This is a genomic window from Chryseobacterium sp. Y16C, assembly GCF_022488405.1.
Taxonomy (GTDB): domain Bacteria; phylum Bacteroidota; class Bacteroidia; order Flavobacteriales; family Weeksellaceae; genus Chryseobacterium; species Chryseobacterium geocarposphaerae.
This window is the reverse complement of record NZ_CP092711.1, coordinates 2,596,638-2,613,091: the sequence shown is the minus strand read 5'-3', so window position 1 is coordinate 2,613,091 and position 16,454 is coordinate 2,596,638. Positions and strand designations below refer to the sequence as shown.

Here is a 16,454-nt window from a genome sequence, read left to right as displayed (position 1 = left end):
GAGGCCGTTTTATAATAAAAGATCTTATTTAAAATCTACTAGTTCGATATCGAAAATAAGGGTTGCTCCCGGAGGAATAACTCCGCCAGCTCCATTGTCTCCATATGCTAAATCTGAAGGAATATAAAATCTGTATTTTGCTCCTTTCGTCATTAACTGGATTCCTTCCGTCCAGCCTTTGATTACACCGGAAAGATTCAAATCCATCGGATTTCCGCCGTGATTATCTGTGCTGTCAAAAACAGTTCCATCCATCAGTTTCCCTGTGTATTTTACATTGGCAGTACTTGAAGCGTTAGGCTTAGCTTTTCCGTCACCAGGTTGCAGAACTTCATATTGTAAGCCGCTTGCGGTGGTTGTTATTTTTTTATTCAGCTTGTTTTTAGCTAAAAATTCAGCTCCTTTCTTCTTGTTTTCTTCAGCTTTTACTTTTGCTTCTGCCTGCTTCTTTTCGTTTTGCTTCTGCATAAACCCTTGTAAAAAAGTCCCCATCTCCTCTTTTGGGAATAAACTTGCTTTACCTGAAAATTCATCTTTTAAAGCCTGAGCCATAAGATCAGGATCTACAGCAAATCCTTGTCTTTTCATGTTTTGAGCAATATCAAGACCAATATAATAAGAGGCTTTCTGTTCATCCGTATAGGACTTTTGAGCGAAAGAAGTAGTAAATCCGGCAACAATTGCCAAAGTAGCTAATGTTTTTTTCATTGTTTGAGATAAATTATATTCTGTTGTAAAATTAAGCTTTCGTGATGGAATCCATTACAATTGTTACAGGACCATCGTTGATTAATGAGACTTTCATGTCTGCTCCGAAAATTCCGCTTTCCGTTTTGAGCCCGGAGTTTGAAATCTGTTCTTTAAAATAATCAAAAAGAGGAATGGCTTTATCAGGTTTTGCTGCTTTAATGAAAGAAGGGCGGTTTCCTTTTTTGTAATCAGAAATCAGGGTGAACTGGCTTATACATAAAATTTCACCTTTAATATCCTGGACAGAAAGATTGAGCTTCTCATCTTCATCGCCGAAAATTCTAAGATTTAAAATCTTCTGAACGAGCCAGTCTGCATCTGTTTTTTCATCATTTTCATCAATTCCTACCAAAAGCATTAATCCCTTTCCGATTTCACCAACAATTATTCCGTCTACTTTTACACTGGATTCGGATACCCTCTGTATAACCACTTTCATATTAATAATAAATATTTAAAATATTCGATGAAGCATCATAATTATAAGTATACGTTTTGGGAGGTAATCCTGTAGCAGCTCCGTCTGTGGGTGAACCTGTTAATAGTACCCATTTGGTGTTATCCTTTGGACATAAAATATAGATGTCATCTTTTACCTCAAGAGTAGTATTGGTATCCGGACAAAGATGAGGTGCATTTCGGTCATATATTTTGAAAGAAGAACCGTTTCTTACAGCAATTAATCCTCTGGTTCCGGACTGTTGTTCGTTGATGTAAATCCATCCTCCGGTGTTATTAAGATCATAGTATGCTGGAAGATTCAGGTTTAATGTGACATTAATCGGGCTGCTTGGAAAACAGTTTACTGTATCCTGTGTTCTTCCGCAGGAGTTTAAGGTTAAAATACTGAAAATCAGAGTTGTTAAAATAAATGGGATTGAAAAACTTTTTTTCATTTCAATTTAAATTTTTATATATTTGTAAAAATTAAACGATTATTACACGAAAACATTGTCCGGCAAATGTCGGATTATTTTTTTATACTAAAACTAAATTTCGAAAATTATGGCAAGCTATGTTACAAAGGAGGGATTAGACAAAATGAAAGCTGAGCTAGAACAGTTGGAAACTGTTGAAAGACCTAAAATTACCCAGCAGATTGCAGAAGCTAGGGACAAAGGGGATTTGTCTGAAAATGCTGAATATGATGCCGCTAAAGAAGCGCAGGGGATGCTTGAAATGAGGATTTCTAAATTAAAAGACGTTATTTCTAGTTCAAAAATTATAGATGAAAGCCAATTAGATACTTCTAAAGTTTCAATTTTGACAACGGTGAAGCTTAAAAATAACGGTACAAAACAGGAGCAGGTGTTTACTTTGGTTCCGGATAACGAAAGTGACCTGAAGTCTGGTAAAATTTCTGTAAATACACCTATTGCTAAAGGTTTATTAGGAAAAGTAGTTGGAGAAACTGCTGAAATTACTTTGCCAAACGGAAACAAACTGTCTTTCGAAGTATTGGAAATCACTCTGTAGAAAACAAAATCTTAGAAATTATGAGCACAATATTCACTAAAATAATTAACGGAGAAATACCGGCTTATAAAGTTGCTGAAGATGAAAACTTTGTTGCATTTTTAGATGCAATGCCTTTGGTAAAAGGACATACGTTGGTAGTTCCTAAAAAAGAAGTCGATCTGATTTTTGATCTGGATAGCGAAGAATATAAAAATCTTTGGGGATTTGCTCAGGAAGTAGCTAAGAAAGTAAAAAATGCGGTTCCTTGTATAAGAGTGGGAGTTGCGGTGGTAGGACTGGAGGTTCCTCATGCTCATATTCATTTGATTCCATTAAATAAAATGGAAGATATGAACTTCAGAAATGAAAGACTGAAATTATCTGTAGAAGAATATACAGAAATTCAACATTCAATTATTAATTCTTAACCTATAAATGAGATCGTAAAAAAGTAATTTTTTACGATTTTCTTTAATAATATACATTTATATAAAATGAACTCAAATCAATGTTCATTCTGCGGAAGAAAAAGAAACGAAGTACAGATGCTGATTTCCGGGCAGAATGGTTTTATTTGTGAAAACTGTATCGAACAGGCGCATTCAATTGTAAAAGACAGTGCTTCAAAGACAGGATACTCGCCTGCAGAAAATATCGATGAATTAAAAAAGCCTAAAGAAATTAAAAGTTTTTTAGATCAGTATGTAATCGGACAGGATCAGGCCAAAAAACAACTTTCCATAGCAGTGTATAACCATTATAAAAGGTTGCTTCATGCTAAAGATGAAAATAGAGAGGTTGAGCTTGAGAAGTCCAATATCATTATGATAGGGGAGACAGGAACCGGGAAAACATTATTGGCAAAAACCATCGCCCGAGAGCTGAATGTTCCGTTTTGTATTGTAGATGCAACCATCCTTACTGAAGCTGGATATGTAGGAGAAGATGTAGAAAGTATTCTCTCAAGGCTTTTAATGGTGGCGGATTATGATGTGGAAAAAGCAGAAAAGGGAATTGTGTTTATTGATGAGATAGATAAAATTGCGAGAAAATCGGATAACCCGAGTATCACAAGAGACGTTTCCGGAGAAGGAGTGCAGCAGGGTTTACTTAAACTCCTGGAAGGGAGTATTGTAAATGTTCCGCCACAGGGAGGAAGAAAACATCCTGATCAGAAATACATCCAGGTAAATACTCAGAATATTCTATTTATTGCAGGAGGAGCTTTTGATGGTATTAAAGAGATTATCGAAAGAAGAATGAACAAGCAGGCCATTGGCTTCAGCTCAGAAAAAATAAATAAAGTAGATGAAAATGAATATGTATTAAGAAATATCAATGCAATAGATTTAAGGTCTTTTGGTTTGATTCCTGAGCTTTTGGGAAGATTTCCTATCATTACTTACCTGGAAAAACTTACCAAAGAAACAATGGTGAGAATTATGAAAGAACCTAAGAACTCTATTGTAAACCAGTTTGTTGAACTATTTAAAATGGATGGTATTAAACTTACTTTTACCGATGAAGCTGTAGAAAAAATTGTGGAAGAAACAATGGAAAAAGGATTGGGAGCAAGAGGTTTAAGAGGAACTACTGAAAAAGTGCTTGAAGACTATATGTTTGAAATAGGCGAGCAAAAGGAAATCACATTAACTGCTGATAATATTTTGGTAACTAAATGATTTTTATAGTTTTTTGTTAAAAAAAATTATATATTTGCATAGAGTATTTTATTATATTAACACATAAAAATAATATACAATGAAAAAAAATTTATTAACTATAGCACTTTTGGCTACGATGTGTTCTGTTCAGGCGCAGCTACTACATGTCGATAATTCAGCCAATGTTTATGTAAGTCAAGGTACCTTGGTCTATAGTGGAGGCGGAGTACAAACAAAAGGTACTGGAACCGTTGAAAACCACGGAAATTTTATGATTCAAGGAGCAGCAACAGATGTTTTCAGAAATTTAGATGCATCAGGTACTGAAATTGTTACAGGAAATACAGGTGGCTCTTTTGTTAATAAACTTAATCAGGCAGGTAACTTTGCATTACGTAATACTGCCCCTTTAGGAGATCAAACCGTTCCACTCTCAACTCTGAACTATACTTACGGTCAGCTTTATATTTCCGGAATTCCTCAAAGCAACATCACAGGTGTTGTGAATCAGGAGTTTACTTCTGTGAATCATGGTGCGTATCAGCAAATCGGGCTTCCTTTTTGGGGGAAAGATTTCTCTACGCTGTCAGAATTAGGAAAAACATTTAATACAACAAGATGGAGCCAAAATGAGGCGCTTGTTTGGAATAATGCTTTAACAGTATTTGATAATTTACCTTCAACAACACTAGGAACCACTGCCCGTCCGGCTTATTCATATTATATCTTAGGTGGAGGTGGTACAGGTTCAGCATGGGCTAATAACGGTCTGGCTACTACTAGAACAGTAATCGGGAAGCCGGTATCTGACCTAGATAACTTCCAGGTAACTTTATCAGGAGCCGGTTCTACAGTAAATTATGGGGCAGGGGGAAGTGCTATCAATGCTTATAATGAAAAGTACAATACTTATCTGGGTGATTACTTTGCCTATTCAAGAAATAATGTATGGGATGGTTCAGATTTCGGAAAAAATCTTTATTTCTTCGGTAATCCATATCTGACTAACTTAGACTTGAACAACCTTATAACTCCGGGAGATCCCGATTTTATAAGTAATTTATACGGAATAAGATTTGAGCCTACAGCCGGAGGAACAACCTACGTAGCAGGTTCCGGAGGTAGTGCAATCAGCTTTAAATTTGTTACTAGATCGGGTAATATTTGGGTGGGTGATACGGAATATTTAAATGTAAGACCTTTTGGTTCTTTCGTCATTAAATTGAACGATAATACGGCTAGTCCGGCTCCAACTTTAAATTTTGCAAACCTGAGAAGATTTAACTATCATTCCAGAGCAGCAGGAACAACTTATTCACCTACTGCAAATAAAAATGGAACAAATAATACTACAGGAAGTGTTAAACAGTTAGCGGTAGTAGGGTTGGATTCTAATGGAAAAGAGCTGGCGAGAACTTATTATGTAGTTTCTCCTTCCTCTATTAACGGACACTCTGTTAATGCAACTTCTCAAGTTGGTAATAGTAATACCTACGATTTAGGTACTTATGAAGAAGATGCTGTAAATGGAGGATACGATCCAAACTATCAGAACAGTTACTGGCTATACATTAACGAAGCCAATGATAGTTTCGTAGGGAAAAATATTAAGATGGTAAGATATACTTCTAATATATCTTCATTTCAATTTTTTATAAAAGAAAATGGAAGTGCACTTCCTAATGGCGTGCATGATCTATCTACTGGTATTGGTTTCTATTTTAAAGGACCAAATGGAGTTTTACAATCAATTAGTCAAGGTCAGACTATAGCTGCAACAGGTAATGCAGAGCAGGAATATGACTTATATTACGGTCTGCCTTCTTCTGTACTAGGCTCTTCTGAAGTAGCAAATGCTCCTTCAAGAACTGTTGTTGCATATAGCCCTGCAATTGATGATTATATTGTGAAATTTGATCCTAAATGGAAAAAAGCTGCAATTCAAGTATTTGACATGAGTGGGAAATTAGTGGTTTCTGAAAAAAATGTTGATGCTGCATCTGATTTTACAATTAGATTACAGAAAAAGTTAAAAACTGTTTATGTAGTTAAAATTGTTTCAGATAAAGGGGAAACAGTACAAACTAAAATTGAAAGATAACTATAATTAACCTTCTTAAATTTGCAAAATGAAAAAAAGTATATTACGTTTCCTAAGTTTTACATATTTGTTATTTAGTGGATTATTGTTCGCTGAAAATGAAGTTCCCACTCCCCCTACAGCCAGACCTGGAGGAACTGGAGGTGACACTGGAACACCGGGAGCCCAGGCATCTCCAATCGATATGTATGTTTATGTGTTAGCGATAGTTGCAATTCTGACAATTGTTTACTTTGCTAAAAAATATAAAAGCCAAAAAATATAAAAATTTTATTAAAATAATAGTAAACTCTCTGATTAGTCAGGGAGTTTTTTTATTTTTACGTCATGAAAAAGATACTTTTATTGTCTGGGATGATGACCGCATTATCCATCCATGCTCAGTTTTCAGTGACTATTCAAGCACCGGAAGGATTCAAAGAACAGGATGCTATTTTATACACGCTTAACGGATCTAAGGACATTATTGTTACAAAAGAGCAGAAAAAAAATAATGTATGGACATTTAAGTATCCAAAAGCCTATTCTGGGATGATGAAGGCTTATTTTCCTAATACTAATAATACAGTCACTTTTATTTCTGAGAATAAAGATGTGAACATTAAACTTGAAGCAGAGGGCGCCAAAGTCAAGGATATCATTTATCTTGATGATGCTAATGCTTTAATGAGTAGTATCCAGGAATTATCTCAGAAAAAAGAAGTTATATTGCCTGCTTTATCTCAAATCAAAGAATATTATAAAGATAATACTGATTTTGGAAAAGCGTTAAAAACAGAGATAGGAAGACTTTCGGGAAATGATATTGAGAATGTGTCAAAATTTCCTTTTGTAAGCTATTATAATACAAATTATAACAAATACTTATCTGCTCAAAATACTAAAAAAGTTTCCCAGGATGATATTATTAATTTTATAGATAAATCGAATGATATGCTTGAAACTTCCTCTCTGCTGAGACCATTATTGGTGGCTTATTTAAATAACGGAGGGAATACGAACGTTACAGCATCCGTAGATAAATTATTAGACAGATTGAAGGTAGAAACACCTCGTGGACAAACCGTTTTATCTGAGCTGATTGACATCTTTGATGTATATGATATGTCTGAGTTTAAAAATAAGTATTTAAGCCTTGCTAAAAACCTCAAGTGTACCATTACAGACAGGCTGGCTTCTACCATAAAATCAAATGCAAATGTAGAATTAGGAGCTGTTTTTCCTAATTATAAATTTCAGTCTCCGGTCAATACAGACGCAAAGTCAATCCATGATGTAAAGGCAGATAAAAAGATTATTATTTTCTGGTCATCCACATGTTCACATTGTGAAAGTGAGCTTCCGCAACTGCTTGCAAAATATAAAGAATTACAGGCTAAAAAAGTGCAGGTTATTGGATTGTCTTTAGATACTGATAAAAGCTCATATACGAGTAAAATAGCGGCATTCCCATGGATCAACGATTCAGAATTGAAAGGATGGAACAGCTCTTACTCGGAAACTTACAACATCCATGCTACACCTACCTATTTTATTTTAGATGCTAACAATAAGATTATCAGTAAGCCAGAGCATGTGGGAAATGTTTTGGAATATTTTAATGCAAAATAATTTTGGAGAGAAAGAAATAATTTATATATTTGCACCACGAAAAAGGCGAGGTAGCTCAGTTGGTTAGAGCGCAGGATTCATAACCCTGAGGTCACGGGTTCAATTCCCGTCTTCGCTACAAAATAGTACTTTCGGTAGGTACTCAAAAATACACCGCGGGATGGAGCAGTAGGTAGCTCGTCGGGCTCATAACCCGAAGGTCATCGGTTCGAGTCCGGTTCCCGCTACTAAAAAACGCAATTAGAAATAATTGCGTTTTTTATTTATAATACTTTTGGTATAAAATAATGAATTTTTCTTTCTAAATATTTTGATATTTTTTAATAAGCAAATCTTGCTATTTTGTTAAAATAAATAAGTATCTTTTTGGTGAATTATTTCGAATTCTAAAAAAGCCTTAAAATAAATTCAAAAAATCTTAAAATTTTCATAAAAATTGATAAAAAGGAAAAATAAGTTTTTTATTTATAAATATTGTTGTATTTTTACAACGCCTTGAATGAGGGAACAAGTCAAGGTAATAAATTTTTTTTCATCATTTGTGTTTTTAGAATCGTATCGCCTGATACGATTCTTTTTTGTATATACTAACTATTTCTCGTAATTCAATAGTAGATCGATAAAATAGGAATAGGTGACAGAGCCTTCCTGCTGGTTACTTTTAAGAAACAAATTATTGGTAAATCCAAAGAAATCATCCAGCCAGCTTTGATGTTTCAAAACAAATGCTTTTTCAAATGCCCGGTCTCTTTTCATTCCTTCAGAATAGTTTTTCAGTACCGTTTTTACAAAAGCAGGATCTTCTTCTATGATAAACCTTAAAAGGCTTTTTAAAGTGAAGTATTCGGTACTGTAACGCAGGTCGGGGTTTGTTGAGTTAATCCCTATCAAATAGCCGATAAAATTAGCTTCCTGTTCCCTGGCGAAGCCTAATTGATGAGAGCTTTCATGGGCTGAAGTAAAAGGGATTAATGTGGCCGGAAGTTGTGAGTTGTATTGAGCTTCTGCTGTGAAAGGATTATAGTATCCCAATATGCCGGTAAAACTCATGACGTTTTTAAAAAGACTTGGCTTAAATGAATTCACAAGAGAAACCTTTTTAGAAGAAATATATTGAGGGATTGTCTTTTGTCTCAAAAGGATTTCAGATTGAACAGTATTGAGATCGGAAATAATGAAGATTCCGTTTTTATCTTCACGTACCATCTTTCTGCTTGCTTTACATTTTTCGAGATATTGCAGAGCCAATACTTTTGCTTTACTGATATCGGGTTCTTTCTGGCTTGAAAGCTTTTGGAGAATCGGGATTTGAAAATATAGCATTCCCCAAAATAGCTGATAACAGAAATAAATGATATTAATGACCAAAAGAAATCTAATGATGGTTGTATTCCTGTCTTTCTTTTTAAAAAGCTTAATGATGGAATATAGAATAAAAATTCCTAAAAGTATATACAGTATATCACCCAAAGAAAAGGGCAGCCATGAAAAAAGATGTTGATGCGTTTTTTTTTGTATTTCAAAAAGTCTTTCAAAAAATGAAATCATCCAAACTGATTTCGAAAAAGCTAAAAACAAAAGAAATTGGGCAAGTAATAAACCCGCCCAAAATCTTTTCTTCGTATATATTTTACTGATATTAATGACCACTGCCTTTTGTGAGTTTATCAAGATCTATACCTTGAGATTTTAAAATACCACTTACGCGGATTGCGTAGAAAGCTAAATAAGCAAAACAAATAACACCTACTATATAGCTCATATGTATTGTTGTTAGGTCTGCAATATATCCCTGAATAAGACTAACAATTCCGCCTCCCATAATCATCATGATCAATAAACCTGAACCCTGGTTGGTATGTTTTCCAAGACCATTGATAGCAAGTGCAAAAATACAAGGCCACAATGTAGAACAGAATAAACCTACGCTTGTAAATGCATAAACAGAAACCATTCCTTTTGTAAGCATTCCTATCAATAAAGCTGCGATTCCTGCGGATGAGAAAATAAGCAGCATTCTTGCAGGATTTCCTTTACTCATTACATCACAGATAATCATTACAATAATAATTAAACCATAAACATAGAAAGGTGTAAGATCATGCTTTGCAATAGCATTCACTAATAAGAATACCCCGAAAGCCAGATAAGGAGCTAAGAATCTTAAAATCTTTTTGAATCCCGCGCTGAAATCGAAAGCATCAACAGCTCCTGTCCAACGTCCGATCATCATAGAAGCCCAATAAAGAGAAATATAAGGTGCTACATCTTTTGTTGCAAAATTTAGATCTTTTTCCATATATGCCGGCAAATTACTAGCCGTAGATACTTCCACTCCTACATAAACAAAGATCGCGATCATCCCCATAATAAGCTGGGGATACTGAAGTGCAGATTTTCTGTGTTCTCCAGGGGTGGAATCATCTGTGTTCTCAACATTTGTAGGTGTTATAGTTGGGAGTGAAGAAAACTTCAACATGATAGCCACTAAAACAAATGCCACTCCTAAAATAAGATAAGGAATTTTTACACTTTCCACGCTTACTTCAGTATTGGCCGCAGTAGCAGATCCGAAAATAGCAAAAGAAACAATTAGAGGTCCAATGGTTGTTCCGAAATTGTTGATCCCACCTGCCATTGTTAATCTTTGAGATCCTGTTTCTACAGGTCCTACTTCAATAGCAAGAGGGTTGGCTACAATTTGTTGTAAGGAAAATCCTAAACCTACAATAAATAATCCTGAGATCATTAAAGGGAAAGATCCAATATTGGCAGCCGGATAAAATAATAAGGTTCCCACAGCTGAAATTAATAATCCGGTAATCAAACCGTTTTTATAACCGATCCTATTGATCAAGTCTTGTTTCAGCCCTTTAGAAATAAACATATAAATTAATGAACCTACCGTATATGCAACGTAGAAACAAATTTGAACGAGCATACTTTCGGTTTGGGATAAATTAAATGCCTTTTTAAAAACCGGGATTAGGATATCATTACTGGCTGCAACAAAACCCCAGAAAAAAAATACAGTAACTAACGGAATGAACTGTCCCCAGTTAGTTTGTTTAGAATAGTTTGACATATTTGTTAATAAAAAATTCGCAATAACAAATATAGATTATTTCTTTGATTAAGAGTATTTAACTAAAGTTTTTTTTATTGTCTCAAAAGCTGACAATTTTAAATTTTTCGGAGAATCTGAAGGGGCTAAAATACCATTGTAAAAAACCTTTACTTTTCCGGGATAGCCTTTGGAGTTATCAAAAGGGAAAATTTCTTTTAAACCAATGAAGGTATGAATAACAATAGGCGAATTGTGCTTGGATGACAAGGTGAATGCTCCGTCTTTAAACTCGTCTAAAATAATAGAGGTATCATCAGGAACTCCTCCTTCAGGAAAGATGACGATGCTACAGCCTTCCTCCATTTTTTCAGCACACCTTCTATAGACATCAGCACGGCTTCTTGCACTGCTTCGGTCGACCATTACACAGATTCTTTTATAGATTGTTCCGAAAATAGGAATTTTTACCAGCTCTTTTTTTCCAACAAAGCAGATTGGATGATGGGGGAACAAAATGCAGGTAAGCATTATGTCCATAATAGAAGTATGATTGGAAATAATAACATACTGCTTTCCTTTTTCAAGCTGCTGATCAGAAAGCTTGGTGATTTCATGCCTTAATCCCATTCCGTAGAACATCCCGTAGCTCCAGAGCCGGATCCATGTATAGGCATATTTATAATGCTTTTTACTGAAAGATAAAATATAAACGGGTATTCCGAAAATTATCGTTAAAAAAAACGCCAGAAGCAAAAGCCAAAATCTCCAGAGATAATTTAAAATCTTTCCCACAGGTTATCCGTTAAAAATTACTTTTTTCTTTATTGAATAATTGAGTACCGAAACTAATAAGATTGCAGCTATTTTACTAATTACTTCAGGACTTAATGTATAAAAAACTAAACTGATATTGTCTTTGAAGATGAAGCTGTAAAAAAACTGGAAAAAACTAAGACTTAATAAGGTTGAAATAAAAGACACAATCATAAAATAGGCAAATTCCTTTTTTTTTGAATGTTTGCCTCTTTCAAAAACAAACCAGATGCTCAGGAAATAATTGGTAATAATACCGCAGCTTGTAGATAAAATATTACTTAAAGGATAATGAATGCCATGAAAGTTAGTTTCCTGAGGAAGCATTCTGGGAAGTTGAATACTGAAAATTTTAAAACTTCCAATCTCAACAACAGCACTGAGTCCTCCGGCTATGATGAAGAATAAAATTTGTTTTTGACGTAGTAGTAACTCTTTCATTCAATTGATATGAACTGCAAATTTATAACTATATGTTAAACAGTGAAAAAAGTTGTTAAATATTTTTTTTGAATCAAAAATCTTTTTAAATTTATTATTCAAAGCGACATAAAAGTAACCTGATAATAAATTCATTTTCAACAGCTTGTGTTGGGCGGTTTTTCTATCTTGTAATACGGGTTTGAACGTATTTTTTATCATTTCTTTTTCAAAAACTATAATAATATTTGTATGAAAGGTCAAAACAAATACAGAAAATTCCAGCTTCAACAGAAAAATATCGAAGCTCTCGAAAGACAAAGCACTAGATTCAAAAGAGTGTATACAGAGTACGAAAATATGTCTGATGAGCTATGGAATCTTGAGAACTCCAACGGAGAACCTGTTCCGGATGATTTTATCAATGCAATGATTTTGCAGACTTCCTATTTAGAAGATGAAATAGAAGATTGGCTTATACAATTCAACGAGAAAAAAACTGATATAAAACATTAGTAATTTTAAAAAGCTTACCATGTGTTTATAAGACGGTTTAAAGATAAATTCATAATTTAGCATCCTTAAACTAAAATGTAATATATGGTTGCTATTGTTGATAGTGGTTCAACTAAATCTGATTGGGTAATTCTGGATGACTTCAAAAACGTTTTCTTAAAGACCGAAACCATTGGTTTTAACCCCAATTTTATCAGCAAAGAGCTTATTGTCCCCGAAATTGAGAAAAATACAAGCTTAACATCGGTTAAAAACTCTATTACCAGGATCTTTTTTTATGGTTCTGGCTGTGGCGTGAGACAAAACTGTATAACGATTGAAGAAGAAGTGGGGAGAGTTTTCACCAATGCAGAGATTATTGTAAAAGAAGATCTTACTGCTGCTGCGTATGCTGCGTATAACGGTAAGCCGACCATTGTTTGTATTTTGGGAACAGGTTCCAATTCTTGTTATTTTGACGGAGAAAATTTAAAAATAAAGCTTCCTTCACTGGGCTATCTTGTTGGTGACGAAGGAAGCGGAAGTGCCATCGGGAAACAACTAGTGCGAAGATTCTTTATGCAAAAACTTCCTGATGACCTGTCTTGTGAGTTTGAAAAAACGTATAAGCTTACTGTGGATGAAACATTGAAAAACATGTATCATACGCCAAGACCCAATGCTTATTTAGCAAATTTCAATAAATTTGTTGTAGAAAGAAAGGATCATCCTTACTTTCAGAAAATGGTTTTCGATGAAATGATGAATTTTTTCGATTATCAGGTTCTTCCCTATGAGGAATCCAAAGAAGCTGAAATCAATTTTATTGGTTCTATAGCTTATTATTATGAAAACATTCTACGTTCTGTTGCTGCAGAGCTTCATTTAAATGTGGGACGAATCGTTCAGAAGCCTATCGAGAGTTTGGTAGATTACCACATTAAATATATACTTTAAATAAAAAATAAAATTCTATGTCAAGTAAAAATAACCGCGACGAGAAGAACTTTAACCAGGCCGCGTTAGACTATCATAAAACAGAACCAAAAGGAAAAATCGAAGTTATTCCTTCAAAACCGCACTCATCTCAGAGAGATTTGTCATTGGCATATTCACCGGGGGTTGCAGTTCCTTGTATGGAAATTCATGAAAAGCCGGAAACAGTTTATGATTATACAGGAAAAGGAAATCTGGTAGCTGTTATTTCGAATGGTACTGCTGTTTTGGGATTAGGTGATATTGGAGCAGAAGCTTCGAAGCCTGTAATGGAAGGAAAAGGTCTTTTGTTCAAGATTTTTGCAGATATTAATGTATTTGATATTGAAATCGATGAAAAAGATCCGGATAAATTTATTGATATTGTAAAAGGGATTGCGCCAACTTTTGGAGGAATCAACCTTGAAGATATTAAAGCTCCTGAAGCTTTTTATATTGAACAAAGGCTAAAAGAAGAACTGGATATTCCTTTAATGCACGATGACCAGCACGGAACAGCAATTATTTCTGCGGCAGCATTAATCAATTCTTTGCAAATCGCTAACAAAAAGATCGAAGAAGTAAAAATGGTGGTAAACGGAGCAGGAGCGGCAGCAATTGCTTGTACCAACCTGTACATTTCTTTGGGATTGAAGAAAGAAAATGTACTGATGTGCGACAGTAAAGGAGTTATTAATCATAAAAGAGAAAATCTTACTCCTGAAAAATTAGATTTTATCGCTAATACAGATATTGAAACATTGGAAGATGCCGTGAAAGGTTCCGATGTTTTTGTAGGATTGTCAAAAGGAAATGTAATGACTCCTGAAATGCTCTTGAGCATGAGCGAAAATCCTATTGTTTTCGCTTTGGCAAACCCAGATCCGGAAATTGCTTACGATCTGGCGCTTGAAACCCGTAAAGATGTGATCATGGCGACAGGAAGAAGTGATTATCCTAATCAGGTTAATAACGTTCTTGGTTTCCCATATATTTTCCGTGGTGCATTAGATGTTCAGGCAAAAGGGATTAATGAAGAAATGAAGTTAGCAGCTGTTCATGCGATTGCTAATCTGGCTAAAGAACCGGTTCCTGAAGCTGTAATTTTGGCTTATAATGTTCAGAATTTACAATTTGGAAGAGACTATTTTATTCCAAAGCCATTTGATAACAGATTGATCACAAAAGTATCGAGTGCAGTGGCTAAAGCTGCAATTGATAGCGGTGTGGCAAGAAAAACAATTAGCGATTTCGAAGAATATGAACATCACCTTCTCGACAGAATGGGAAGAGATGAGAAATTGGTAAGAATGATGCAGAGTCGTGCTAAAGCCAACCCGAAGAGAATTACTTTAGGAAATGCTGAAGAATATAATGTATTAAAAGCTGCTCAGATTCTTTATGAAGAAGGAATTGCGTTTCCAAGCCTTTTAGGAAACAAAAAGTATATTCAGGAACAGATGGAGCGTTACGGAATCAATCTTGATGTTCCGATTATAGATCCAAGTGATGATGATCAGAAAGAAAACAGAAAGAAATACAGAGAAACTCTTTGGAAGCTTCGTCAAAGAAAAGGGATGAACGAGTATAAAGCCAAAAGATTCGTTCGTCAGAGAGATTATTTTGGTCCCTTGATGTTGAAGCATGGAGATACAGACGGATTGATTATCGGTTTCTCTAAAAATTATACTTCAGTATTAAGACCGGTTTTAGAAATTATTGAAAAGGAGAAAGGAGTAGATAAAGTAGCGGCAATGATGATGATCTTATCTGAAAAAAAACCTATTTTCTTTGCAGATACCTCGATTAATCAAAACCCTACAGCAGAAGACCTTGTAAATATCGCTAAAATGGCTGAATTTACGGTGAAATCTTTCGCTATCGAACCGAGAATTGCCATGCTTGGATTTGAAAACTTTGCAGCAATTTCCGATACGTCTAAAAAAGTAGCAAAAGCAGTAAGCATCCTTCATGAAAAATATCCTAAAATGATTGTAGATGGTGAAATTCAGCCGGATTTTGCCATGAATTCAGATCATTTGAGTGACTATCCTTTCTCGAAACTGGAAACAACTCCTGCCAACACCTTTATCTTCCCGAATCTTGAATCTGCAAATTTATCTTACAAAATTATCAGAGGAATGAAAGTGGCACAAGTGATCGGACCAATTTTAATGGGTCTGAAACAGCCTGTTCACGTTTTGCAAATGCGTTCGAGCGTAGACGAAATCGTAAACCTGGCTACTGTTGCGGTTCTTGATGCTCAAAGAAGAGAGAAAAAGGATAAAAAATAATATTGATATTGCTTTATAGCAAAAGTGAATAAAAAGGCTCCAGATTTTTGGAGTCTTTTTTTATTTGAAGATTCCATTGGGTTTTTGATAAAAAATTAAGTTAAAAATCATTCGTCCGTGAAATGAAAACATTACTTAGTTTAATTTGCTATATTTGGGAGTTTTAAAAATTAATCATGATATTTTCTTTACAAGGAACTGTTCAGGAGCTTACGCCAACGTATGCAGTAATTAATGTGCAGGGTGTGGGTTATTATGTGGGGATCAGTTTGCTAACCTCGCAAAAACTTCTTCTGAATCAGGAAACTTTTTTATTTATACAGCAGATTATCCGGGAAGACGCTCATTTACTTTTCGGTTTTAACACTCGTTCCGAAAAAGAAATGTTTAATTTGTTAATAAGCGTTAACGGTGTTGGTGCCGTATCTGCCTTGATTTTACTCTCTACTTTTAGCCTTAATGAAATTGCTTCTGCAGTCCTTTCCGGAAATAGTGCTTTGATTCAAAAGGCCAAAGGAATAGGGGCAAAAACAGCTGAAAGAATTATTGTTGATTTGAAAGATAAAGTCCAAAAATTCAACACTTCAGAAGAAAATATTTCTACATTTGTAAATAATAAAATTAAGGAAGAATCGTTATCTGCATTAGAAGTTTTAGGAATTCCTAAACGAATGAGTGAGAAAATTGCAGATAAAATAATTAAACAAAATCCAAGTATTTCGGTAGAAGAATTGGTAAAACAAATTTTAAAAAACATTTAACATTTGGTGACGACTCATAAATATTTCAACATATTCTTGTTCCTG

Annotated in this window: 17 protein-coding genes and 2 tRNA genes; 12 read left to right on the top strand and 7 right to left on the bottom strand. The window is 34.6% G+C overall.

What is annotated here, in order from left to right:
- Positions 1 to 24: 24 nt before the first annotated feature.
- From MKS83_RS11590 to MKS83_RS11580, 3 genes are read right to left on the bottom strand one after another with little or no spacing between them, the layout of a single operon-like run.
- Entirely contained in the window at positions 25 to 708 is a 684-nt protein-coding gene (locus MKS83_RS11590; RefSeq protein ID WP_240579823.1) for an FKBP-type peptidyl-prolyl cis-trans isomerase, read from the bottom strand.
- Between the two features lie 31 nt (positions 709 to 739).
- On the bottom strand, positions 740 to 1,189 hold the full coding sequence (gene dtd, locus MKS83_RS11585) for a D-aminoacyl-tRNA deacylase (protein ID WP_240579822.1): 450 nt from the start codon (positions 1,187 to 1,189) through the stop codon (positions 740 to 742).
- 1 nt (position 1,190) lies between these two features.
- On the bottom strand, positions 1,191 to 1,646 hold the full coding sequence (locus MKS83_RS11580; protein WP_240579821.1) for a hypothetical protein: 456 nt from the start codon (positions 1,644 to 1,646) through the stop codon (positions 1,191 to 1,193).
- A 109-nt stretch (positions 1,647 to 1,755) separates the two neighbouring features.
- Here MKS83_RS11580 and greA point away from each other — a divergent pair, with 109 nt between their 5' ends.
- The 8 genes from greA (at position 1,756) to MKS83_RS11540 (ending at position 7,811) form a co-directional block, all read left to right on the top strand.
- Positions 1,756 to 2,226, top strand: coding sequence for a transcription elongation factor GreA (gene greA, locus MKS83_RS11575; protein WP_100377066.1), 471 nt, complete (start codon positions 1,756 to 1,758; stop codon positions 2,224 to 2,226).
- 20 nt (positions 2,227 to 2,246) lie between these two features.
- Positions 2,247 to 2,636 (top strand): HIT family protein, encoded by a 390-nt coding sequence (locus tag MKS83_RS11570; RefSeq protein ID WP_100377065.1) that lies wholly within the window; start codon positions 2,247 to 2,249, stop codon positions 2,634 to 2,636.
- Between the two features lie 66 nt (positions 2,637 to 2,702).
- A complete protein-coding gene (gene clpX / locus MKS83_RS11565) occupies positions 2,703 to 3,890 on the top strand; it encodes an ATP-dependent Clp protease ATP-binding subunit ClpX (RefSeq protein WP_240579820.1) in 1,188 nt (395 codons plus the stop codon).
- 79 nt (positions 3,891 to 3,969) lie between these two features.
- On the top strand, positions 3,970 to 5,973 hold the full coding sequence (locus MKS83_RS11560; protein WP_240579819.1) for a T9SS type A sorting domain-containing protein: 2,004 nt from the start codon (positions 3,970 to 3,972) through the stop codon (positions 5,971 to 5,973).
- A 28-nt stretch (positions 5,974 to 6,001) separates the two neighbouring features.
- Positions 6,002 to 6,238 carry a signal peptidase gene (locus MKS83_RS11555; RefSeq protein ID WP_240579818.1) on the top strand — a complete coding sequence of 79 codons (237 nt, stop codon included), beginning with the start codon at positions 6,002 to 6,004 and terminating at the stop codon, positions 6,236 to 6,238.
- A 62-nt stretch (positions 6,239 to 6,300) separates the two neighbouring features.
- Entirely contained in the window at positions 6,301 to 7,584 is a 1,284-nt protein-coding gene (locus tag MKS83_RS11550) for a TlpA family protein disulfide reductase (RefSeq protein WP_240579817.1), read from the top strand.
- 44 nt (positions 7,585 to 7,628) lie between these two features.
- Positions 7,629 to 7,702, top strand: a tRNA-Met gene (locus MKS83_RS11545).
- A 36-nt stretch (positions 7,703 to 7,738) separates the two neighbouring features.
- Positions 7,739 to 7,811, top strand: a tRNA-Met gene (locus MKS83_RS11540).
- Between the two features lie 364 nt (positions 7,812 to 8,175).
- On the opposite strand, the gene MKS83_RS11535 is transcribed toward MKS83_RS11540, so the two are convergent.
- The 4 genes from MKS83_RS11535 to MKS83_RS11520 form a co-directional block, all read right to left on the bottom strand.
- Positions 8,176 to 9,132, bottom strand: coding sequence for a DUF3810 domain-containing protein (locus MKS83_RS11535; RefSeq protein WP_317224405.1), 957 nt, complete (start codon positions 9,130 to 9,132; stop codon positions 8,176 to 8,178).
- Positions 9,133 to 9,223: 91 nt separating this feature from the next.
- Positions 9,224 to 10,669 (bottom strand): MFS transporter, encoded by a 1,446-nt coding sequence (locus MKS83_RS11530; protein WP_240579816.1) that lies wholly within the window; start codon positions 10,667 to 10,669, stop codon positions 9,224 to 9,226.
- 48 nt (positions 10,670 to 10,717) lie between these two features.
- On the bottom strand, positions 10,718 to 11,443 hold the full coding sequence (locus MKS83_RS11525) for a lysophospholipid acyltransferase family protein (protein ID WP_240579815.1): 726 nt from the start codon (positions 11,441 to 11,443) through the stop codon (positions 10,718 to 10,720).
- Between the two features lie 3 nt (positions 11,444 to 11,446).
- Positions 11,447 to 11,905, bottom strand: coding sequence for a GtrA family protein (locus MKS83_RS11520; protein ID WP_100377059.1), 459 nt, complete (start codon positions 11,903 to 11,905; stop codon positions 11,447 to 11,449).
- A gap of 231 nt (positions 11,906 to 12,136) precedes the next feature.
- Between MKS83_RS11520 and MKS83_RS11515 the strand changes: the two genes are divergently transcribed.
- The 4 genes from MKS83_RS11515 to ruvA all read left to right on the top strand — a co-directional run bounded on the left by MKS83_RS11515 (position 12,137) and on the right by ruvA (position 16,409).
- Complete coding sequence (locus tag MKS83_RS11515) at positions 12,137 to 12,400, top strand: hypothetical protein (RefSeq protein WP_240579814.1); 264 nt, start codon at positions 12,137 to 12,139, stop codon at positions 12,398 to 12,400.
- A gap of 84 nt (positions 12,401 to 12,484) precedes the next feature.
- Complete coding sequence (locus MKS83_RS11510; protein WP_240579813.1) at positions 12,485 to 13,336, top strand: ATPase; 852 nt, start codon at positions 12,485 to 12,487, stop codon at positions 13,334 to 13,336.
- A gap of 17 nt (positions 13,337 to 13,353) precedes the next feature.
- A complete protein-coding gene (locus MKS83_RS11505; protein WP_240579812.1) occupies positions 13,354 to 15,648 on the top strand; it encodes an NADP-dependent malic enzyme in 2,295 nt (764 codons plus the stop codon).
- 176 nt (positions 15,649 to 15,824) lie between these two features.
- Complete coding sequence (gene ruvA, locus MKS83_RS11500) at positions 15,825 to 16,409, top strand: Holliday junction branch migration protein RuvA (protein WP_100377054.1); 585 nt, start codon at positions 15,825 to 15,827, stop codon at positions 16,407 to 16,409.
- Positions 16,410 to 16,454: the final 45 nt, after the last annotated feature.